This window comes from Advenella mandrilli (genome assembly GCF_016595155.1).
GTDB classification, from domain to species: Bacteria; Pseudomonadota; Gammaproteobacteria; order Burkholderiales; family Burkholderiaceae_B; genus Advenella; species Advenella mandrilli.
Genome location: NZ_JAENGP010000014.1, coordinates 62,074 through 83,214 on the forward strand (window position 1 = coordinate 62,074; position 21,141 = coordinate 83,214).

General features: G+C 50.0%; 25 protein-coding genes. 8 read left to right on the forward strand and 17 right to left on the reverse strand.

Features of this window, described 5'->3' with window-relative positions; genetic code table 11:
* Window positions 1-2: 2 nt before the first annotated feature.
* Genes ruvA through JHL22_RS12470 form a run of 6 tightly spaced genes read right to left on the reverse strand, consistent with a single transcriptional unit; the run spans window position 3 to window position 5,263 of the window.
* Window positions 3-575 (reverse strand): Holliday junction branch migration protein RuvA, encoded by a 573-nt coding sequence (gene ruvA, locus JHL22_RS12445; protein ID WP_200238003.1) that lies wholly within the window; start codon window positions 573-575, stop codon window positions 3-5.
* A gap of 20 nt (window positions 576-595) precedes the next feature.
* Complete coding sequence (ruvC, locus tag JHL22_RS12450; protein ID WP_200238006.1) at window positions 596-1,141, reverse strand: crossover junction endodeoxyribonuclease RuvC; 546 nt, start codon at window positions 1,139-1,141, stop codon at window positions 596-598.
* Window positions 1,142-1,147: 6 nt separating this feature from the next.
* Entirely contained in the window at window positions 1,148-2,737 is a 1,590-nt protein-coding gene (purH, locus tag JHL22_RS12455; protein ID WP_200238009.1) for a bifunctional phosphoribosylaminoimidazolecarboxamide formyltransferase/IMP cyclohydrolase, read from the reverse strand.
* A 5-nt stretch (window positions 2,738-2,742) separates the two neighbouring features.
* The gene (locus tag JHL22_RS12460) at window positions 2,743-2,979 is read right to left on the reverse strand and encodes a helix-turn-helix domain-containing protein (RefSeq protein ID WP_200238012.1); all 237 of its coding nucleotides are present in this window, start codon (window positions 2,977-2,979) and stop codon (window positions 2,743-2,745) included.
* Between the two features lie 55 nt (window positions 2,980-3,034).
* Window positions 3,035-4,048 (reverse strand): tRNA dihydrouridine synthase DusB, encoded by a 1,014-nt coding sequence (gene dusB, locus JHL22_RS12465; RefSeq protein ID WP_200238015.1) that lies wholly within the window; start codon window positions 4,046-4,048, stop codon window positions 3,035-3,037.
* Window positions 4,049-4,108: 60 nt separating this feature from the next.
* Complete coding sequence (locus tag JHL22_RS12470; RefSeq protein ID WP_200238019.1) at window positions 4,109-5,263, reverse strand: FAD-dependent monooxygenase; 1,155 nt, start codon at window positions 5,261-5,263, stop codon at window positions 4,109-4,111.
* Between the two features lie 155 nt (window positions 5,264-5,418).
* On the opposite strand from JHL22_RS12470, the gene JHL22_RS12475 reads away from it, so the two are divergent.
* The gene (locus JHL22_RS12475; protein ID WP_200238022.1) at window positions 5,419-6,360 is read left to right on the forward strand and encodes a cytochrome c oxidase assembly protein; all 942 of its coding nucleotides are present in this window, start codon (window positions 5,419-5,421) and stop codon (window positions 6,358-6,360) included.
* Window positions 6,361-6,436: 76 nt separating this feature from the next.
* Here the strand turns inward: JHL22_RS12475 and JHL22_RS12480 are convergent, their stop codons facing one another.
* Genes JHL22_RS12480 through JHL22_RS12490 form a run of 3 tightly spaced genes read right to left on the reverse strand, consistent with a single transcriptional unit; the run spans window position 6,437 to window position 8,168 of the window.
* On the reverse strand, window positions 6,437-7,507 hold the full coding sequence (locus tag JHL22_RS12480; protein ID WP_407926776.1) for a YheT family hydrolase: 1,071 nt from the start codon (window positions 7,505-7,507) through the stop codon (window positions 6,437-6,439).
* A 12-nt stretch (window positions 7,508-7,519) separates the two neighbouring features.
* The gene (locus JHL22_RS12485; protein WP_200238030.1) at window positions 7,520-7,981 is read right to left on the reverse strand and encodes a YybH family protein; all 462 of its coding nucleotides are present in this window, start codon (window positions 7,979-7,981) and stop codon (window positions 7,520-7,522) included.
* Window positions 7,971-8,168 carry a zinc-finger domain-containing protein gene (locus tag JHL22_RS12490; RefSeq protein ID WP_200238033.1) on the reverse strand — a complete coding sequence of 66 codons (198 nt, stop codon included), beginning with the start codon at window positions 8,166-8,168 and terminating at the stop codon, window positions 7,971-7,973. The genes JHL22_RS12485 and JHL22_RS12490 overlap by 11 nt, the downstream gene beginning before the upstream one ends.
* A gap of 191 nt (window positions 8,169-8,359) precedes the next feature.
* Between JHL22_RS12490 and JHL22_RS12495 the strand changes: the two genes are divergently transcribed.
* The 3 genes from JHL22_RS12495 (at window position 8,360) to JHL22_RS12505 (ending at window position 11,022) form a co-directional block, all read left to right on the forward strand.
* Window positions 8,360-9,124 carry an AzlC family ABC transporter permease gene (locus tag JHL22_RS12495; RefSeq protein WP_329610670.1) on the forward strand — a complete coding sequence of 255 codons (765 nt, stop codon included), beginning with the start codon at window positions 8,360-8,362 and terminating at the stop codon, window positions 9,122-9,124.
* Window positions 9,121-9,441, forward strand: a complete 321-nt coding sequence (locus JHL22_RS12500; RefSeq protein WP_200238036.1) for an AzlD domain-containing protein — start codon at window positions 9,121-9,123, stop codon at window positions 9,439-9,441. The genes JHL22_RS12495 and JHL22_RS12500 overlap by 4 nt, the downstream gene beginning before the upstream one ends.
* A 126-nt stretch (window positions 9,442-9,567) precedes the next feature.
* The gene (locus JHL22_RS12505; protein WP_200238039.1) at window positions 9,568-11,022 is read left to right on the forward strand and encodes a DEAD/DEAH box helicase; all 1,455 of its coding nucleotides are present in this window, start codon (window positions 9,568-9,570) and stop codon (window positions 11,020-11,022) included.
* Here JHL22_RS12505 and JHL22_RS12510 read toward each other — a convergent pair.
* Window positions 10,997-11,476 carry a thioredoxin family protein gene (locus tag JHL22_RS12510; protein ID WP_407926774.1) on the reverse strand — a complete coding sequence of 160 codons (480 nt, stop codon included), beginning with the start codon at window positions 11,474-11,476 and terminating at the stop codon, window positions 10,997-10,999. The genes JHL22_RS12505 and JHL22_RS12510 overlap by 26 nt on opposite strands.
* Before the next feature lie 97 nt (window positions 11,477-11,573).
* Here JHL22_RS12510 and JHL22_RS12515 point away from each other — a divergent pair, with 97 nt between their 5' ends.
* From JHL22_RS12515 to phaP, 3 genes are all read left to right on the forward strand, one after another.
* The gene (locus JHL22_RS12515) at window positions 11,574-12,374 is read left to right on the forward strand and encodes a competence/damage-inducible protein A (RefSeq protein WP_200238042.1); all 801 of its coding nucleotides are present in this window, start codon (window positions 11,574-11,576) and stop codon (window positions 12,372-12,374) included.
* A 126-nt stretch (window positions 12,375-12,500) separates the two neighbouring features.
* Entirely contained in the window at window positions 12,501-13,313 is an 813-nt protein-coding gene (locus JHL22_RS12520) for an IclR family transcriptional regulator (protein WP_200238045.1), read from the forward strand.
* Window positions 13,314-13,592: 279 nt separating this feature from the next.
* Entirely contained in the window at window positions 13,593-14,201 is a 609-nt protein-coding gene (gene phaP / locus JHL22_RS12525; protein ID WP_200238047.1) for a TIGR01841 family phasin, read from the forward strand.
* A 104-nt stretch (window positions 14,202-14,305) separates the two neighbouring features.
* Here the strand turns inward: phaP and JHL22_RS12530 are convergent, their stop codons facing one another.
* The 7 genes from JHL22_RS12530 to rssA all read right to left on the reverse strand — a co-directional run bounded on the left by JHL22_RS12530 (window position 14,306) and on the right by rssA (window position 19,682).
* Window positions 14,306-15,370 carry a quinone-dependent dihydroorotate dehydrogenase gene (locus tag JHL22_RS12530; RefSeq protein ID WP_200238049.1) on the reverse strand — a complete coding sequence of 355 codons (1,065 nt, stop codon included), beginning with the start codon at window positions 15,368-15,370 and terminating at the stop codon, window positions 14,306-14,308.
* Window positions 15,371-15,423: 53 nt separating this feature from the next.
* Window positions 15,424-16,158 (reverse strand): arginyltransferase, encoded by a 735-nt coding sequence (locus JHL22_RS12535; protein WP_200238052.1) that lies wholly within the window; start codon window positions 16,156-16,158, stop codon window positions 15,424-15,426.
* A gap of 32 nt (window positions 16,159-16,190) precedes the next feature.
* Window positions 16,191-16,925: a leucyl/phenylalanyl-tRNA--protein transferase gene (gene aat / locus JHL22_RS12540; protein WP_200238054.1), complete on the reverse strand. Its 735-nt coding sequence runs from the start codon at window positions 16,923-16,925 to the stop codon at window positions 16,191-16,193.
* A 3-nt stretch (window positions 16,926-16,928) separates the two neighbouring features.
* Window positions 16,929-17,501: an NUDIX hydrolase gene (locus tag JHL22_RS12545; protein WP_200238057.1), complete on the reverse strand. Its 573-nt coding sequence runs from the start codon at window positions 17,499-17,501 to the stop codon at window positions 16,929-16,931.
* Between the two features lie 74 nt (window positions 17,502-17,575).
* Entirely contained in the window at window positions 17,576-18,196 is a 621-nt protein-coding gene (locus tag JHL22_RS12550; RefSeq protein ID WP_200238059.1) for a DUF2946 family protein, read from the reverse strand.
* Window positions 18,197-18,433: 237 nt separating this feature from the next.
* Window positions 18,434-18,562 (reverse strand): entericidin A/B family lipoprotein, encoded by a 129-nt coding sequence (locus JHL22_RS12555; RefSeq protein ID WP_200238062.1) that lies wholly within the window; start codon window positions 18,560-18,562, stop codon window positions 18,434-18,436.
* A gap of 187 nt (window positions 18,563-18,749) precedes the next feature.
* A complete protein-coding gene (gene rssA, locus JHL22_RS12560) occupies window positions 18,750-19,682 on the reverse strand; it encodes a patatin-like phospholipase RssA (RefSeq protein WP_200238065.1) in 933 nt (310 codons plus the stop codon).
* A gap of 253 nt (window positions 19,683-19,935) precedes the next feature.
* On the opposite strand from rssA, the gene JHL22_RS12565 reads away from it, so the two are divergent.
* The gene (locus JHL22_RS12565) at window positions 19,936-21,135 is read left to right on the forward strand and encodes an MFS transporter (protein WP_407926777.1); all 1,200 of its coding nucleotides are present in this window, start codon (window positions 19,936-19,938) and stop codon (window positions 21,133-21,135) included.
* The last annotated feature ends 6 nt before the right edge of the window (window positions 21,136-21,141 follow it).

Here is a 21,141-nt window from a genome sequence, read left to right on the forward strand (position 1 = left end):
AATTATTTTGCTAATGATTTCAAAGCCATTCGGATGCCATCTGAAACGGTAATTTCAACCGGCAACGTTTTAAGCGCAGCTTGTGACTCCCGCTCTGAATATCCCAAGGCGATCAAGGCATTGAGGATATCGGTTTGGCTATGGTTTGCTGGGTTTGTTTGGGTGGAGTGAGTATCTCCCAGTTTGCCGCGCAGTTCAAGCAAAAGGCGCTCGGCGGTTTTTTTTCCAATACCCGGAACCTTAAGCAGTAAGGCGGCATCCTGGTTGGCGATAGACGCAGCCAGGTCACTGACGCTCATGCCTGAAAGCAGGGCCAGGGCGGTACGCGAGCCAATGCCGCTGACTTTGATCAGGGCACGGAAAGTACTTCTTTCTGCGGCATGCAGGAAACCAAACAGGGTATGGGCATCTTCCCGGACCGCCAAATGCGTGAACAGGGTCACTTTGGCACCCAATTCGGGCAAATCGTACAAAGTACTCATGGGAACATCAATATCGTAACCGACCCCATTGACATCAAGGCAGATGGTGGGAGGCAGTTTTTCGATAAGGGTTCCGGTAAGACGTCCAATCATAATAATGCACTATAAAAAGGTTAACCAATCAGCCTGCCAGCCCGCATGCGGGGTTGATGGCTTAGCTGGCTTTCTTCGTGAGACTTGAGTTTTTGTGACAGGGGATTGGCATGGGCATGACAAATGGCACAGGCCAGGGCGTCGGCCGAGTCAGATGAGGGCAAACCATTCAGGGAAAGTAAGTGCTGAACCATTAATTGCACCTGTTCTTTTTTGGCATGCCCATTGCCCACCACGGCTTTCTTGATTTGCAGAGCCGTGTATTCACTAACATTCAGGTCGCTGTCCGCCAGCGCGCACATGGCGGCTCCGCGTGCTTGCCCAAGTAACAGCGTGGATACCGGGTTAGCATTAACAAACACTTTTTCCAGTGCCGAGTCGTCTGGCCGGTGGGTCTGGATAACCTCACGAATGTTATCCAGAATGGCTTTCAGGCGTAGGTGCAGGGGCAGGTCGGTGGGAACCACAATGGTTCCGCTGGCCACATATTGAATGCGCATACCGCTGGCCTCAATCACACCGAAACCGGTGCGGCGAAGGCCAGGATCAATACCAAGTATGCGCATTGCGGATTAGTGACGGAAGTGGCGGGTGCCGGTAAAGACCATGGCAATACCCTGTTCGTCGGCGGCGGCAATCACTTCATCGTCGCGGATGCTGCCACCCGGTTGAATGATGCAGTTGGCACCAGCGGCAACAATAACGTCCAGGCCGTCACGGAACGGGAAGAAAGCATCAGACGCAGCGGCAGAGTTCTTCAGGGACAGGCCAGCGTTTTCCGCTTTGATGGAAGCGATGCGGGCAGAGTCGATACGGCTCATTTGGCCGGCGCCTACGCCCATGGTCATGCCATCGGCACAAAATACGATGGCGTTTGACTTGACGAATTTGGCGACGTTCCAGGCAAACAGCAGGTCTTGCATTTGCTGTTCGGTGGGTTGCTTCTTGGTCACTACTTTCAGGGTGCTGGTATCAAGCTCGAAGGCATCCGGGTCTTGGACCAGCCAGCCACCGCCCACGCGTTTGATGTCAAAATCGTTTTTACCATTGCCTATTGCCAGCTCAAGGACGCGGACATTTTTCTTGGCGGCCAGCAATTCCAGGGCTTCGGCCGTATAAGAAGGAGCCAGCAGGACTTCCATGAATTGTTCGCTGACGGCCTGTGCGGTAGCCAGATCGACCTGACGGTTAAAGGCAATAATGCCGCCAAAAGCGGATGTGGGGTCAGTCTTGAAAGCTTTCTGGTAAGCGGCAATAGCGGATTCGGCAACGGCAACACCGCAGGGGTTGGCGTGCTTGACAATCACGCAGGCGGGTGCCTCGAAGGTACGTACGCATTCCCATGCCGCATCGGAGTCGGCAATATTGTTATAGGACAGTTCTTTGCCCTGCAACTGGCGATAGCGTCCCAGCAAGCCTTCGGGAGCATTGGGGTCAATGTAGAAGGCGGCAGACTGGTGCGGGTTCTCGCCATAACGCAATGCCTGGTGTTGCTGAACCTGTACGGTTAGCACGGACGGCCATTGTTTGCGGGCCGGTTCGGTTTCTTGAGCTGGGGCGGCATCGGCCAGGCTGGTCAGGTAGTTGGTGATGGCACCATCGTAGGACGCGGTGTGAGCATACACCTTGCTGGCCAGTTTCAGGCGCAGGGCATAAGAGGTTTGGCCGTTTGCGTCAATTTCCTGCAAGACCTGATCGTAATCGGACGGGTCAATCACGACGGTCACGCCACCGGCTTCAGTACCATGGTTTTTGGCAGCGGCACGCAGCATGGCGGGGCCGCCAATGTCGATGTTTTCAATCGCGTCAGCAAAATTGCAACCGGGCTTGGCAATGGTTTCACGGAAAGGATACAGATTGACCACCAGCAGATCGATAGGGTCAATATTGTGTTCTTTCATGGTGTTCAGGTGGATGTCGTCATCCCGTCGACCCAGCAGGCCACCGTGAATCTTGGGATGCAGGGTTTTGACCCGGCCGTCAAGAATTTCAGGAGAACCGGTGTGTTCGGCAACTTCGGTAACGGTTAGTCCGGCCTGTTTCAGCAAGGCGGCGGTGCCACCGGTGGACAACAGTTTGATGCCACGTTGGGAAAGTGCTTGGGCAAATTCGACGATGCCGGTTTTGTCTGAAACCGAAAGTAAGGCAGTTGAAAGTTTCATATTAATTAGATTAAGTGATGTGTAATAAGTTTTTTACGCAGGGTATTGCGAGTGATGCCAAGCATTTCAGCCGCCCTGGATTGGTTGCTGTTGGCTTTTTGCATAACAACTTCAAGCAGCGGCTTTTCAACGCAACTGTTGACCATTTCCCAGAGATTGCTCGGGTTGCTGTCACCGAGTTCCTTGAAATACAGTTCTAGGTTGGTACGGACACACTCTTGAAGATTTTGAGTATTATTCATGGCGTAACGATATTAGTGGAATTATATTATTGGATATAAAAATACAAGGGTATTTTCAGTGCACCAGGCGGGTTGCCGGTTGCTGCCCTTGGCGGATAATCAATTGATCAAACCATTGCTCTACGGCCGTGTACTGATCATGACTATTGTCGATTCGGTTCATCCTGTCACAAAAAGAGGCTGCTTCAGGCAGTTTGTTGATGTACCAGGCGATATGCTTGCGGGCCGATCGAACCCCGGTATATTCACCATAGAAGGTGTAATGATGATGCAGGTGTTCAAGCAGGACGGCTTTCATGTGCCCGTACCCGGGCTTTGGCAGTAATTGGCCGGTATCAAGAAAATGATTGATTTCCCGGAAGATCCAGGGGTTGCCCTGTGCGGCACGGCCAATCATGATGGCGTCTGCTTTGGTGTAGTCTAGTACGTATTTTGCCTTGTGGGGATCAGTGATATCCCCATTTGCAATCACGGGAATTGAAATTTCTGCTTTGACCTGGGCGATTGTATCGTACTCGGCCTGGCCCGTGTACAAATCGCATCGTGTGCGGCCATGCAGTGTTAAGGCGGCAATGCCCAGGTTTTCGGCAAGGTGGGCCACGCGCAAGGCGTTTTTGTTTTCCCGGTCCCACCCGGTTCTTGTTTTAAGGGTAACCGGTACATTGTACGGGGTACAGGCCTTAACGACACGCTCTATAATTTGGGCAACCAGGGGCTCATTGCGCAATAGCGCAGAACCCGAGGCAACACTACAGACTTTTTTGGCGGGGCAGCCCATGTTGATGTCGATAATGCGCGCACCTTTCTGGATGTTGAAGACGGCGGCCTCGGCCATCATGTCAGGGTCTGCGCCGGCAATCTGAACGGCGATGGGATCTATTTCGCCTTCATGGTTGAGGCGTCTTGAGGTTTTGACACTGTTCCAGAGTTTTGGGTTGCTGGCGGCCATTTCTGACACGGCATAACCGGCGCCCAGTCGCTTGCAAAGCTGGCGAAAAGGACGATCGGTCACCCCCGCCATGGGGGCGACAAAAACAGGATTGGGAAGGTGCCAGGGGCCGATATGCATGCGTAGATTTTAACCAATTGGACTGTCGCTGAGTAAAAAATGAGCGATTTGCCTGAAAATTCAGTTTCTGAAACCCTGTAACAGATGCAGGGCCAGGGGTTGACGCAATGGCTTGAGAAGGTCCATACCCAGCAGGCTTAAACCGCAGGCGTGTTCTACCAGCGGATTGCCGGTTGAAAAAATACGGGGTAAAAAATCGGTTAACTCACAGGTTAGCCTGCGGTCAAATTGACGGCTGTTGGCAAATTTTTTCAGGAAAGGGCAGGCATCCTGGTGGGTGTCAAGCATCCAGGGCTTAAGGCAATGCACCAGGGTGGCGACATCGCGAAGCCCCAGGTTCAGGCCTTGTCCGGCTACCGGGTGAAGGGTTTGGGCCGCATTGCCAAGTGTGGCGATATGCCCGTTAACCGTATTTTTGCTGGCGCTTAAATGAAGCGGGAACACCGCGCGTTTCTCTAGTACGGTTAGCAAACCCAGCCGCTCACCAAAATGCTCGGTAAGGGTTTGGGAAAAAGTGGCGTCATCAAGTTGAACCAGTTCTTGAGCACGCGCGGGTGACGTGCACCATACAATAGACTGGGCATCTTTGAAAATGGGGTGTGGCAAGACGGCCAGGGGGCCTTCACGGGTAAAACGTTCCCAGGCCCAGCCCGGTTTGGGGAATTGGGCCCGCGCCGAGGTAATAAGTGCGTGCTGGTTATAGTCGCGATGGATGCCTTTGGGTTTAATACCATCACACTGGATCGCGATGCGGGTGCGCCAGGTATTTTCGCCTTGCGTGACAATAACCGGGGCGTTGTTGTTTTCCTGTGTCGCACTGGCCAGGGCACCGCTTAGCACCGTGATGGGTAGCTGTTGCAACCGTTCTTGCAGTTTGCGGTATAAATCGGCATAGGCAACCACACTGCCCAGCATGGGGACATCAAAATCCTGGTTTGAAATAAGCGTGCGGCCCAGGCGGTTTTTTTGTGAAACATGGACGGTTTCTATGATAGCGCTGTGCGCTGGCCAAATGCGGTGTTTTTCAAGAAATACCTGGCTGCCGTAATTAAGGGCCAGAACCCGTGTATCTTTGGCCGGGTCATGCCGCTTGTTGGTGCCCTGGAAAAGGGCAATGCGTAAAGAACCCTGGCTGACAGAAGCCAATGTACTGGCCAGCGCACAGCCGGCCGGGCCTGCGCCCAGGATCGCAATATCAAAATCAAATTCTTTCATGATGGTTTATTTTAGCGCTTCTTTTAAGCCGTTCGGCGACAATTGCATTTTTTCGCGCTTTTAACGATTATCCCGAAAAGGGATCAACAACTATTACAATACGCTATCTGCATGATTATAATAGTTTAATTAATTTTTTTCTGATCGGTTGGTTTATGAATCTGGACCTGATGCATTGGCTACAGCCATGGGAGTTTTCTCCCACCTTGGTCATCGTATTTCTTGTATGTGCTATTTTGTTCATGCGTGGAACTGCCGTGCACAAGGTTACCCGTACCCGAAAATGGCTGTTCTGGATCGGGTTTTTCATGATTTACCTGTCTTTGCACACGCATATCGACTACTACGCCGAACGCATGTTTTTCATCCACCGCATACAGCATGTGGTGTTGCACCATTTGGGTCCGCTTATTGTCATGGCGGCCTATCCCGGTCAGGTCATGCGTGCGGGCTTGCCTTTGCCGGCAAGGGTTTGGCTGAAAAACTTCCGCCAAACCTTTCCCGGCCGCTTCATTGAAGGCCTTCTGACCAACAAGATTTTTGTGCCAATCCTGTTTATTATGCTGGTTTTGGTCTGGCTTGATCCCACCATCCAGTTTTATTCCATGCTCGACTGGAAACTGTATCGGCTCATGAACTGGTCGGTGGTTATTAGCGGGTTTATGTACTGGAATCTGGTGCTTGACCGTCGCCCCTCCCATCCGCCATTACTGACGGCCAAAACAAGGTTGGGCCGCTTGGGGCAGTGGTGCGTCAAGAGCGGTTCGCCCGCCGTCATGTCACCGGGAGCCCGTGTGCTGTCCCCCGCCCTGACCATGTTGCCGCAAATGGTGGCTGGCGCTTATATTGCCTTTACCTCGGTTGATTTATATCCCCTGTTTGATCTTTGCGGCAGGGCATTGCCCATGAGCGCCCTGCAAGATCAAAGTATTGGTGGCCTGACCATGTGGATTCCAGCCGCCCTGGTAGAGTCCTTTGGTTTGCTGGTGGCACTAGCCAATATGATGCGGTTGTCGGCCAGCGGACGTCTACGCTCCACATTCAGGGGCAAGGAAGTGGGGCGTTTGCCGGCCGGAGTGGCCAAATCAGCGGGTTAGCAACGGCTGGAATCCGGTATTTAAAAACAGATGCGGTAAAAACAAATACGGGTAGTGGCAGTTGCAGCGCAGGCTGTTAACAGCCCTGGCAGAAAAACTTCTCCAGCCGGTGTGGCAACCATTCAAAGCTTGAGGGAAAGGGTCCGGTAGAAAACCCGGCATGGCCGCCTGTTTTGGGCTGATGCAGGGTGACGTATGTGGAAACGTCCTTAATGCCAGGTAACGAGGTTTCTGGAATGAAAGGATCGTTTCTGGCATTCAATACCAGTGCGGGAATACGGATATCTTTAAGGAATGGTTTGCTTGAACAACGGGTCCAGTAGTCAAGGGCACCCTTGAAACCATGTACCGGGCCCGTATAGGCATCATCAAAATCAAACAGGGTTTTGGCCTGCAAGATTTTATGGATATTAATCGCATTGGGAAATTGCCGGTCTTTTTCCCGGATTTTCTTTTTCATGGTTTGCAGGAAATGGGGCGTATACACAAAACGGCCAAAAAATCCGGTTTCCAATTGCTGACCGGTGGCCAGCAGGTCCAGGGGCACGGATATACCTGCTACTGCCTGAAGCCAGCCCAGGCTTTCCTGTTGCTCTCCGGTGTATTTCAGCAGTGCATTGCCACCCATTGAAATGCCGCAGGCATGCCAGCGGGCATTGGGCAGACGCTGGCGAACATGATGGAAAATGGTGTCGATATCGGCCGAGTCCCCTGAAAAGTAGGAGCGGGGCAACTTGTTGGGTTCTCCTGAGCAGCCACGAAAATGGGCAACCGCAACGACCCAGTTTTTTTGCCGGAAATAATGGCAAATGGCACGGGCATAATGGCTTTGGCTGCTACCTTCCAGGCCATGAAACAAGATCAGGGCAGGTTGTGTGCCCGGCAAGGGTGGGGGTGTAAGTGGCTCTTGCTGAAAAACAGTGGGGGCGGCAGGCCTGTCATTGTCTGGTGCAAGCGGGTGCAGGCCAGGAATATTCCAGTCTATATCAATGAAGTCATTGTCTGTCGTGGTGATTCTTTCACGTGCATAGACAATTTTTGGCCGGGGCACGAACCGCGCCGCAAAAATGGTTTGTGATTGTCCGTCGGGCAACCACTTCGGAGAAGGGCAAGCACTAAGATCCAGTTGGGTATTCAAGGTTGACAGGTGTTGTAGGGGTTAATGTAGCAGCATACTGGTGGTTGGATGCAATTCGTCAAGGGCGGTATCGGGGGGAGCCAGCGAAGCGTGGTGCAAGATGAGATGCCAGCCGCCGAGATTTTTCTGGAAAATATTGGTGACATGACAAAGCAATTCTTTCTGGCCCATTGTGGTGGCAAAATAATGCCTTTCGAGAATAGTATGAATAACGATCATGCCATGATGAAAAATAACTGGTATTTTTGCCTCGATGCTAAGCGGCCCCTTGGCAAGAATTTCTTTCCATGAGGCCTGGATGGCCTGGGAGCCAACCAGGCGTTCACCATTGGGGTGGATGCAGACAATGTCTTCATCATCAGCCCAGGTTTGCATGAGTTTGTTCAGGTCAGCCTCACGCAACGCTTCATAAAAAGACTGCTCGACTTCGGCAGGGCTGGTAAACACACTGCGTTTGATGGTGTCGGATGTTTTAGTGCCCATGCACTTTTTCGCCTTCTTTCAGTTTGTAGTGGGTGCCGCAATACGGGCAACTGACATCACCGGTTTTGGTGACGTCAAGGAAAACGCGCGGATGCAGGCTCCAGCGGGGGGCGTTGGGGCCGGGGCAATGTAAAGGCAGGTCTTGTGCAGTAACAATAATGGGTTCTTGTGTTGCTTGAGATGACATTTTTTTCCTTCTGGGCATGCAATAGCCGAAACATTAAATCTTCACGAATACAGGGCTTGGACGCAAACGCGGCTAAATAAGCCTGTTTCTGAATGAAACCTGATCTTATTTTAATGAAAACGTCTGTGCTTTGCTAGAATTCGGTCTACGGTTAATAATTTCAATCATTGTACAAGGAAGTCGTTTTGTCTGTGCAGTTATCAACGGGTGAAAAATCACTGCCCGCCCGGCTTTCAATAAAAAAACTGTCCTGGCTCATGGGCGGCAGGCATATTGCGCCTAATCTGTTCGCCTTGTCAGTCTGGGGGTTTGTGACAGGGGTCGCCATGGTTAATTATGGGCTTGCTGCCTGGCAGGCCGTGCTGATTTCTTTTTTGGTATATGCCGGCTCCCTGCAGCTGACTGTGGCACCATTAATGGCCCTGAATGCGCCGCTGTGGGTGGTTTTTTTTGCGGCAATGATCGTTAACCTGCGATTTATTATTTTTGGCGCCAGTCTATATCCTTATTTCAGGCATTTTTCAGTTTTGCGGCGGATGGTAGCCGGGTATTTTTTAACCGATGTCGGGTTTGTCCTGTTCATGAATCGCTTCCGTGCGCAGCGGCCTGGCCGGATAGGCATGTATTATGGCTACTATATGTCGGCGTCTGTCCTGTTATGGTTGGTATGGCAGGTGTCAACCGTTTTGGGTATTTATGTGGGCAGTTATATTCCAGGCTCCTGGTCGCTTGAGTATGCCGGTGTTTTCACCTTGCTGGCTATTGTGATTCCCATGGTCCGGACCCACCCCATGCTGGTTACCGTTGTGGCGGCGGGGGCTGCCTCCTGGGTGGGGCAGCAGTTGCCTTTCAGGCTTGGCCTGTTTATGGCAATTGTGGTGGGCGTGGTGGCCGGTGTGCTGGCTGAAAAGTATGGTAAGCAGGGCAGGAAAACCAAAAAAGGCGGTGCAAAATGAGTGTTGAATACGTCTTGAAGGCAACCGCCCTGATGGTGTTGTGTGCTTTTATTACCCGGGTTGGTTACTTGCTGATTGGTGGTTATATCCCTTTGTCTGACAATGTAAAAAGCGGTTTGCGTTATGCGCCGGTGGCCGCTTTGGTTGCCATCATTGTGCCCAGTCTGCTACCCTGGGCCCAGGGCGAAATACCTCGCGTAGGCCCCGAATTGTTTGCGGGTCTCGTTGCCGGATTGGCATTTTTCCGCTTCCGCAGTATTTTGGTGTTAATTGCTGTTGGCATGGGTACCCTGTGGCTATTGCGCTGGGTTTTTTGATAAATTCGGCCATGACTTTCCTGAATTGGCTATTATGAGATGCCAGAGTAGTAAAATAAGCAGTTAATTGTTATTTTTTGCATATTATTGCAAGCACGAATATTTTATTTTATTGTTCAGGACCCAATGACGGATACCTCTAATGCCAATGCTGAAAGTGTGAAGTCTTTTAGTGAATTTGGTCTGCATCCAGACCTTTTAACCGCCATTTCAGCCAGTGGCTATACAGTCGCCACCCCTATTCAGGCTCAGGCTATACCCGCTATTATCGATGGCCGTGATGTCATGGGCGCGGCCCAAACCGGAACCGGTAAAACCGCAGCCTTTACATTACCCCTGTTGCACCGTTTAATGCCTTATGCCAGTAACAGTACTTCGCCTGCCAGGCATCCGGTGCGTGCGCTTATTTTAGCGCCCACCCGTGAATTGGCTGATCAGGTGGCGGATAGTGTCAAGCGTTACAGCGAAAGTTGTCCCTTGCGTGTGGCCGTGGTGTTTGGTGGTGTAGATATTGCTGCCCAAAAAGAAGAGTTGCGCAAAGGATGCGAACTGGTTATTGCTACACCAGGCCGTTTGCTAGATCATATAGAACAGAAAACCATCAATTTGTCCCAGGTTAACACCCTGGTTCTTGATGAAGCGGACAGAATGCTGGATATGGGCTTTTTGCCTGATCTGGAGCGTATCGTTAAACTGTTGCCAAAATCCAGGCAAAGCCTGCTGTTTTCCGCCACGTTTAGTGGAGAAATCAGAAAGCTGGCGCGCTCTTTCCTGAAGTCTCCCATTGAAATCAATGTGGCCCCCCAAAATGCCACAGCTGAAAACGTGACCCAGATCGCTTACCCGGTGTCTAACCATCAAAAGCAGGCAGCGGTATTGCATTTGCTCAAGTCGCGTAACCTTAGCCAGGTCATTATTTTTGTCAATACAAAAATTGGCGCCAGCCGTTTAACGCGTGAACTGGTCAAAGAAGGCATCAAGGCAGAATCCATTCATGGCGATAAATCCCAGCTAGAACGTATCAAGGCACTGGAATCTTTCAAATCGGGCGAAACCGCCGTGCTGGTGGCTACCGATGTGGCGGCCCGCGGACTTGACGTGGCCGGTTTGCCTTGTGTGATTAACGTAGACCTTCCGTTTAACCCTGAAGATTATGTGCATCGTATTGGGCGTACGGGTAGGGCGGGGGCTTCCGGTGAGGCCATTGCCCTGTATACCGATCACGAAGAAAAACTGCTTGAAGATATAGAAAAACTCATTAAGGTTAAAGTGCCGCGTGGTGCCCTGAATATTCCTGAGGCTTCCCAGAGTCGTGCTCACGCCAGTAATGATTCGCGTAGTCGTGGTGGCAAAGGCGAACGCTTCAAGCGAACTTTCCCCGGTTCACGGCCGGCACCCATCGACGATTTTTTCTTCAGGCCTTATGAACCATCGGTAAAAGATCCGCAAAAAGAGGCCCAGCGACAGCAGCAGGAACAAAAATGGATAGAGCACCAGGCGACTTCCAAGCAGCCGCAGCTGGCCATTTTATTGGGTGGACGACCCAAGAAAAATATTAAGTCTGCTGAATCAAACGACTGAACGAAGCGGGGCCGTTTGGCTGAGCAGGGCTATCGGGGCGGATATTTTGCAATATTCGCTCCAGGTGGCTGATGTAGGGCAGCAGGGTGCCAAAAAAATGATTCTTTCCTTCAATTTGAATCAATAGCGTCGGAAAGTTTTCAATATCAATATCATCAAGCAGATCGGGCTCTTCTTCTATGTCTACCCAAACAAACAGGTGCTGGGGAAAGCGGTGGCTTAATTCTGTAAATGCATTAAAGTATTCTTTGCAGGTGTCACACCATTGTGCGCAATAGCATGCAATAAGCCAGACGTTGGGATTATGCAGTTTGTTAACGATTGTAGAAGCGTGTTGACTTGGATTTTGAATTAACATAATCAATAATAGTCGAAAAAAGGCAGGCAAACATAAAAAACAACGCAGGCAAGACCCCAGATACTTTTTTTCCGTTGCCGATTGGCTTATCATCATAAAGCAATAATTGTTTTTAAGTCAAAATTTAACTGCTGTGCAGAATCAATAATGCTTTATCTGGTATTTGGGCCAAGCAGCCCAGAAGGTGAAAAACATGGGTAATAACTCGATAAGAAAAATAGGTTTGTTTATTGTTGGTGATGAAATCCTTTCCGGACGTCGGGAAGACAAGCATTTGTCGAAAGTTATTTCGATGCTGTCCAACAGGGGCATGCAATTGTCATGGGCCCGTTTTTTGCCAGATGACCTTGATACGCTTGTGCAGGAATATAAACGCAGTTTCGCGTCCGGTGATATTGTGTTTTCTTGTGGCGGCATTGGCGCCACTCCCGATGACAAAACCCGTGATGCCGTTGCTTTGGCACTGGGTGTCGAACTGGAACTGCACCCTATTGCCGCCAAGCTGATTACCTCGCGTTTTCAGGAACTGGCCAAACAAGGCCGTGGCAGCATAGACATGGGAACACCCGAAAACCAGCGCCGGCTGGCCATGGGCGTATTTCCCAACGGTGCTGAAATTGTGCCCAATCCTTATAATAAAATTCCGGGGTTTTTTATTCAGGACCACACTTTCCTGCCTGGTTTTCCTGAAATGGCCTGGCCCATGATTGAATGGACGCTTGACCAACGCTATGAGCAGTATCATCACCTTCAGCGTCTTGAAGAACATTCCATTCTGGCCTACTCATTGCCAGAGTCCCGCATTACGTCGGCACTGGAATTTATTGAAATCAACTGGCCGGGTGTCAGGACATTCAGTCTGCCCACCGTGGCCAGGGATAATAACCCACCCTTTGTCGATCTGGGTGTGAAAGGACCATCACCTGCCGTGCAAGAGGCATTTTCCTATTTAAAAGGAGAAATCCTCAGAGCCGGGGGACGCTTCAGTGTCTAACACAGGTGGTGCTGTCCAGGAAGGGCCTATAAGAAGCGATGTGTGTCGTAAGTAAAAAGATAAGCATAGCTTCTTTTCACATGATGGGATAAAATATATTGCATCGCAACATACAAAGTTATAAGCATGACTGCCAAGAGTCCAATCGTACCATCGGTCAAATCCTCTTCTTCTGACATTACTATTCAGGTCCTTGAGCGGGCCATGAAATTGCTTGATGTCCTGGCCGAGCAGGATGAGCCTGCTTCCCTGAAAAAGATTGCCGCCCTGTCCAACTTACACTCGTCAACGGCACACCGGATCCTGAATGATCTTGCTGCCGGCCGATATGTAGACAGGGTTAATAACGGCATGTACCAGCTTGGCATGCGTCTGCTAGAGCTGGGCTCCCTGGTCAAAGACCGGTTGAATGTCAGGGAAATTGCCCATGAACATATGCATACCTTGCATCGGCTTACCGGGCAAACCATCAATTTGTCTATCCAGCAGGGCGATGATATTGTCTACATAGACCGGGCCTGGAGCGAGCGTTCAGGGATGCAGGTGGTTCGGGCCATTGGTGGTCGTGCGCCATTGCACCTTACTTCGGTAGGCAAGCTTTTTCTGGCTGCGACCGAACCCCGTAATGTACGTGCTTACGCATTACGTACCGGGCTGGGCGGTACCACGGGTAATAGCCTTACCAATCTTGAACGTCTTGAAAAGGAATTGGCTTTTGTGCGTCGTCACGGTTATGCCAGAGACAACGAAGAGCTTGAGCTGGGCGTACGTTGTATTTCAGCGGGGGTTTTTGACGATAGTGGTAAATTGGTTGCCGGCCTGTCCATTTCTTCCCCTTCAGAGCGGATGCGCGATGAGTGGGTTGAGCTGCTCATTGATACCGCGGCCAAAATTTCGTCAGATTTGGGATATGAGTGTCACAAAGAGAGTCATAAATAGGCCGTTAAAAATGCGTGATATAAAAAGCCTGTCATCAAGACTTAATAAAAAACAATTATATTTCAAATGGTTGGGTTTTTTAGTTTTTTGTAATTATTTTGTGCAATGCACAAAAATAGCTTGACCGGTAACAGGAAAGACGTATAATTTGAATTGTGCGGTGCAATATAAATAGGTTGGCAGTAATTTCCTGAATATGATATTGCAACCGGCTGTTCAACTTATCATGCAACAGCTTCTTTACTACACAAACTTATTTATTTTTACCTAGGATATATCATGAGCGCAATCCCACAACAAATTTTAGATCGTCAAAAATCAGCCGTTAACACTTTCGTTGCCGTACAAGGTTCAATCTTTGGTGGTTTCGAGAAACTGGTTGACCTGAACCTGAAAGTCATCAAGGCTTCTTTGGGTGAGGCTGCCGAGCAATCTCAACAAGTTTCTGCATTGAAAGATCCACAGGAAGCGGTTGCTTTCGTTTCTGCCATGGCTCAGCCTAACGCTGAAAAAGCCGTTGCTTACACAAAAAATGTCTATGACATTTTCTCAAATCTTAGCAACGAATTGATCAAACTGACAGAAACCCAAGTTGCCGAAGGCCAACAGCAAATCGCTGAAAGCATCGATCAACTGGCTAAAAATGCACCTACCGGTTCTGAAAGTGCCGTTGCTTTGCTGAAATCTTCTCTGGCAACCGCCAACACGGCTTATGATTCTTTGAACAAAGCTGCCAAACAGGCCGTTGAAGTTGCCGAAGGCAACCTGGCTGCAGCTACTAATGCCACTATCAAGGCAACAGAGTCTGCTACTGCTGCCACAACAGCAGCTGCCAACAACGTAGCAAATGCTGCTAAAACAGCTGCTCGCGCTGGTGGTCGTAACTAATTTGTTATAACCAGGCAGTAAAAAGAGCCCTTCTTCAGGGCTCTTTTTTTTTGCGAAATGTTTGTAAGATCCTGCTTGATGAAAGCAGGTCTTGGTGCAAAGGTTTATTTACGCATAAAAACATCGCAATTTCTAAGCGAATCCACACAATCGGCAATGAGTTTGGGGCCTTGGTAAATAAGGCCGGTATACAGTTGTACTGCATTGGCACCGGCATTGATTTTTTCAAGTGCCTGCTTACCTGAATTAATGCCACCAACGCCAATAATTGTAAAATCTGTGCCCATTTCCTTTCTGAGCGATTCAATAACCTTGAGTGACAGTTCATGAACCGGAGGGCCCGACAGGCCACCACTTTCTTCGCTGTGTTTAAGGCCCTGAACAGCGTCGCGTGAAAGCGTGGTATTGGTGGCAATAACCCCATCAATCTCGAAGCGCGGCAAAATATGGGCAATCGCCTGGATTTGTTCTGCCTCAAGATCGGGAGCGATTTTGACAACGACCGGCACCCGGCGACCGTAACGGTCGGCCAATTCTTTGCGTTTGTCGGCAATTTGCCGCAATAAATCACTTAACTCGTCACCCCCCTGCAATGCACGCAGGTTTTTGGTGTTGGGTGAAGAGATATTAATGGTGACATAATCGGCAAAAGGGTAAACGCCTTCAAGGCCGATCAGGTAGTCACTGGCCGCATTCTCAATGGGGGTGTCGGCATTTTTTCCGATATTCAGGCCAAGAACCCCTCTTTTTTCGCGCCATTCGCTGTTTTGGACATTTTGCAGGAACGTATCCAGCCCATGATTGTTAAAGCCCATGCGGTTAATCAGGGAGTCCGCCTGGGGCAGACGAAACATGCGGGGTTTGGGATTACCGGTCTGGGCGCGGGGGGTTACCGTGCCTACTTCAATAAAGCCAAAACCAAGTTGGCCCAGGGCATCAATGCATTCCCCGTTTTTATCCAGTCCGGCTGCCAGCCCTATAGGGTTGCGCAGTGGCAGGCCCATTAAGGTGGTAGGAAGCAGAGTGCGGTTGCCTTTTAGCAATTCGCGGGTAACCTTGCACTGGTGGGCTTTTTGCAATGATTTCAATGTCATTTCATGAGCCGTTTCGGCGTCTAATGAAAACAGCAGCGGGCGAACAAATGGATAAAGTTTGAATGTATTGAACATGACGATGAGAAAAAATGGAATTTGCCCATTTTAATGCTTATTTTTACTTAAAACTATTCTTGCCCGGGAATATACTCAATCCATTGTTTATTGATATATTGCTGAATAGGCCGAAACTGTGTTTTATAGGACATTTTAGGGCTTTCCTTGATCCAGTATCCCAGATATAACCAGGGCAGGCCAAGCTGTTGGCATTGTTCTATCTGCCATAAAATGCCATAGGTGCCCAGGCTGCCCGGGTAGTCGGGATCATAAAAGGTATAAACGGAAGACAGGCCGTCATCACTAATATCAATAATTGAAACAATGCGCAGGACACCATCGGCTGAACGGAATTCGAGCAGTTCAGTGTTGACGTGGCTGGTTAGCAGGAATTGCTCATATTGTTCGCGTCCCTGGTCGTCCATGCCACCGCCAGGGTGGCGTTGATGCTGGTAACGGCTATACAGAAGAAAATGCTCATCGGACCACTGCAGAGGCACTGTGCGGGCAGACAGGTCACGATGACGCTTCATGGTGCGTTTTTGGCTGGCGTTGGGTTTGAAAGCGACCGTATTAATACGAACCGATGTGCAAGCCTGGCAATGATCACACTGGGGCTGATAAGTGAACAGGCCGCTACGACGAAAACCGGTTCTTAACAAGCTGGCATAGGCGTTGGCATTAACCAGATGACCCGGTGCTACCACCCGGGAACGGGCTGTCCTGCCTTCAAGATAACTGCAAGGGTAGGAGGCTGTTAAGTAGTAATGCAATATGTGCAGGTTGGGGTCATGAATCTCGCTCATGGGTTAAATATACCCAAATAACCAAGCCGGATTCAATAGATATGACCATTTGAGCATAATATTCCTGCTTGCCAGGGGGGTGAAGTTTGGGAAATGGTTTTTTTCAGGTGTTCCATAAATGCCTGGCGTGAAACAGGTGCCGCACCAAGACTGCCCAGGTGTCTGGTTTCCTGCTGGCAGTCTATCCATTCAATACCATGGAGTGCCAGAAAACGGACCGCATAGGCCAGTGCAATCTTGGAGCTGTCGCTTACGTTGGAAAACATGGATTCACCATAAAACATTTTTCCGATTGAAACACCGTAAAAGCCACCAGCCAGCTTGCCATCAATCCAGGTTTCAATGCTATGGGCAAGGCCAAGTGCGTGCAGGTTTGCGTAAGCATTGATAATGGCCTGGCTGATCCAGGTGCCACCCTGGTTTTTCCGGGGGGCGGAACAGGCCTGCATGACCTGGACAAAGGCGGTATCCACCTTGACTTGAATGGCAGGATTGGGCAGGGTTTCCTGTTTGGCAATTTGCCTGAGTTTTTTCTTCAGGCTATGCGAAATGACGAAATCTTTGCACTTGAGCACCATACGTTGGGAGGGCGCCCACCACAGGATAGGCTGTGGTTCGGAATACCAGGGAAAAATACCCTGGCGATAGGCGCTGATCATGCGACAGATGGATAAATCTCCACCATAGGCCAGCAGTCCGTCGGGTTCGTCAAGGGCATATTCGGGCGGGGGAAACGGGGTTTGCAGGTCAAGCCAGGGAAGCGTCATTGCTTAGGATAAAGAAAGATAGTGGGTGGTGAAAACCCCGCGTTCCTTGTCTTCGATATAACGTTTGAGCGTTTGGGTAACGGTCCGGAATGAAAGCTCGTCCCAGGGGATTTCATCAATGCCAAAATAACGGGCTTCCAGGCTTTCGGGGCCGGGATCCAGTTTTGGGCTATTAGCATCGGCCAGGAAATACATGTGTACCTGATTGACGCCTGCAACATCTATGATGGTAAAAAGTTGTTTAAGCGTGATGTCAGCACCGGCTTCTTCCGTGGTTTCACGCACAGCGCCCAAGCTGCTGGTTTCGCTAAGTTCCATAAAGCCAGCGGGTAATGTCCATTTGTCGTAACGAGGTTCGATGGCGCGGCGACAGAGCAGGATTTTATCTTCCCAGACAGGAATGGTACCCACGACAACCAGTGGGTTTTTATAATGGATGGCACCGCAGTTATCGCAAATATCACGCACACGGTTGTCATCGGGTGGGATTTTACGGGAAAGAACAGAGCCGCATTGTGTGCAAAATCGTTGCTCAACCGGTGCCGGAAAATAAAAAGAAGATTCGTGATAAGTCATAAATTACGGGTAATTCGTGTATACATACAATAATACATGGATTATTGCTTAAGTTGACAATGGCTGGTTAAAAATTATTCCGCCATGGGCCGGGTAATAAAATTCATTTTCTCTGGTATCAGCTTGCTGTTAATTTGTTGCAAGGGGGCACTGTATTCGGGGTGTTGCCGGTAACTGACATCCAGTTGCTGTCCCTGCCTAAGTTCAAGCAGGTGCTTTTCTGACAGGCTATCTTGCTTGCCGTCAGGGTCATTGGGGGGGCCAATTGAAAAGCAGTCAATAACCTGGGGGGTATCCCGTCCGCAAATAATCGCTGCACCAAGATTTGTTTGTGCATACAGAAAGCCTTGTTCGTCCAGATACCACGCGTGTATGGTTTGTACCGTCTGCAGGGTATGGGTGTCAAGCGTGAGGCCGTCTTCGGCCAGGTGCAACGCATAGGGCGCATGCTCAAGGCAGACATAAACACGCTGCGGGCCATTCTGAAAAAACCATTCGCCTTTTTCAGTGGCGGCATAATTGCGGTTAATGAAATTGTTGATTTGGGGGCTGCTAATGGACTCTCCCGGCTTGCCAGGCTGATATGAGCCGGCAGGGTGAAGTTTCCATTTTCCGCTCAGGTCAAGTGATAACCAGCCATAGACCGCAGGAACATCAGGCCATTTTTTGATGGCATCCAACACGTTTTTATCCATAATTATTCCTTTCGCGTTTTGTTGTTGCAGGCAACACGGTGAGCATATTGTAGCCTTGTTATACAGGTTTCGGTAAGCGGCCAAAAGCGGGGGGGGTATTAATTAAAAGGACTGAATTCCCGATTAACAGGATTCAGTCCTTGACATTGTTGTGGCAGAAAGCTTGATGCCAGCAGGCAGGGAGCATAAATGCGTGATGGCAGATATTGCAAAACTGCTTGGTACGTTAATTGTTGATTATTGCGCGGCTCTTTCGATAGCCTGGCCCCCTGCGGAAATGTCTTCGCCAAGTCCCTGTACAGTATGGCAGCCGGTAAGGGCAAACAAAGAGATGAGTGCTGTTATTAAATAATTTTTGAATTTCATAGTGCTATCCTTGTTTCGTTTTATGAATCGCAATAAGGATAGCCGATTTGCCAGAAAAAAACATTTGACAGGGCAGGATTTGGTGCAATAGGACGACACAAAACCGCATTTGCGGTATTTAATCTGCAAGAGGTTTGCTTATACAGGCCATAAAGCGGGGCCGGTCAAGAAAATTGGTAAAGAGTATTCAGATCCTGTTTTTCTTTTTCAGTTTATCTAGCGCGGGCAGGCACATTTCTACGGCACGACGTCCTTCTTCAATGGCTTCTGCGGCACGGTGAAAGTCCAATAAACCCAAATGAGCCAGTTGTGGGGAAATGATAATATGTGGCGGTTCTCCGGCCATCCGGCTGCGGGTGATTTGCGCCTGCATGATATTCAGGCTTGATGCAATGACATCCAGTAAAGACGGGGTTTTCATTTGCGCGGTGGTTTCTTCGGGGAGGTTGCCTGGCAGGCCAAAATTTTGCTGGATCCTGCGAAGCCATTCGGAGGCATTGCTGCCAAAAGAAAATGCGGACTCGGGCGGGTTGTAAAAATGTCGGCCAACCAGGTCCGAGTTCAAGTCTACGGCAATCAGTAAGTCGGCGCCCATGGCGCGTGCCAGGGAAACCGGTACCGGATTAACCAGGCCACCATCGACCAGGATATCCTGATCCTGTATAACGGGGGTGAACAAGCCGGGCAGGGCAATAGAGGCCCTGACGGCATCGACCGTAGATCCTTCGCGCATCCAGATTTCATTGCCGGTGGTTAGCGAAGTGGCCACCGAGCCAAAGGGCAGCGTGAGTTCCTCTATGTTTCTGTCCATGAAGTGGCTTTTGAAAAAATTCATGAGCTTTTCGCCTTTCAGGACCCCGCCGTTCAGGCGGATATCCATGAAAGAAAGCACATTGCTGATGCTCAGCCCCAAGACCCATTTTCTGAAAACCTCTATTTCACCTGCGGCATAGGCGGCACCAACCAGGGCACCAATAGAAGTCCCGCAAATAATGTCCGGTTTTATACCCGCCTCTTCCAGCGCCTGTATGACCCCGATATGTGACCATCCCCGCGCGGACCCGCTTCCCAGGATGAGACCGATTTTTTGTTTTCTGTGGGCAGTGCGGGAGGTTAGCATGTGGTGAGTGATGGCAGTTTGTTGTAAATATAGAATATTATCATCGAGTTCTTATGTTTTATTTATATATATTTATGAAATTTAGTAATATGGAGTTTTATGTTTCGATATGTATGCATGAAAAATCTGCCAGATGCTCAAATACTTGTAAAGCAATCAGCACGGGATTTTTCAGGTCATATCGTTCCTGTTATATTTACTAGAACTGGGGTCAATCTTGTCGCATACCGAAACCGCTTCATTGGAAGACAACATGCCTGTTTTGTCCCTGCGCCAGCAACGCGGGAATATTGCCCGGCTTACCGTGGCGCAGGCCCTGGCGGGTGCCAATTCAGTGGTTGTTTATGCCACCGGCTCAATTGTTGGCAATATACTGGCGCCCGATAAATCTCTGGCAACCCTGCCCATTACTGTATTTGTCGTAGGGATGGCCGCCTGTATCCTGCCTATGGGTGTTATTGCCCGTCGTTATGGGCGTCGCATGGCTTTTCTGGCGGGTACGGGGTGCGGTGTGCTGGTGGGCTTGCTGTCAGCGCTGGCAGTGGTGCTGGGCTCGTTCTGGCTGTTTTGCCTGGCGACATTTTTTGGCGGTGCCTATGCGGCAGTGGTGCTCTCTTTTCGCTTTGCCGCCGCCGATGGTGTAGAACCAAAAATGCGGGCCCGGTCTCTTTCTTTTGTCATGGGCGGTGGCGTGGCGGCCGGTGTTATTGGGCCGCAACTGGTTACTTATACCATGGACTTGTGGCAGCCATTTACGTTTGCGATTACTTATATCGTGCAGGCAGTAGTGGCCGCCTTGTCTGCGGTGGTATTGTTTGGCGTACGTTTACCCCAGCCGTCAGCCAAAAAAGTGGCAGGTGGGCGACCACTTTCCTTCATTGTGCGCCAACCGCGCTTTATTACCGCGATTATTTGTGCCGCAGTGTCTTACATGCTCATGAATTTCATCATGACATCGGCGCCATTGGCCATGCAAATGTGTGGTCATACCCAGGATGCGGCTAATCTGGGTATGCAGTGGCATGTTATTGCCATGTACTTACCCAGTTTTTTTACCGGGCGTTTAATAACGCGCTTTGGCGCCGGACGTGTGGTAACGGCCGGTTTGTTAATGATTGCCATGTCGGTAATGACCGGTTTGGCGGGCATCGATGTTGCGCATTTCTGGTTGAGCCTGATTTTACTGGGTGTTGGCTGGAACTTTGGTTTCGTGGGGGCATCAGCTATGGTGCTGGAATGCCACCGGCCAGAAGAAGCCACACGGGTGCAATCGTTTAATGATTTTATCGTCTTTGGCACCATGGCCGTCGGCTCATTCGCTTCGGGTACTTTGCTGGTTTCTTATGGTTGGGACATGGTGCTTTGGGTTTCATTTGCACCGTTAATCCTGGCCGTGCTGGTGCTGTCTGTGACTGCGGTTTTCAATCAGGCATCTTCTATTGATCGGGTTTAATAGGCC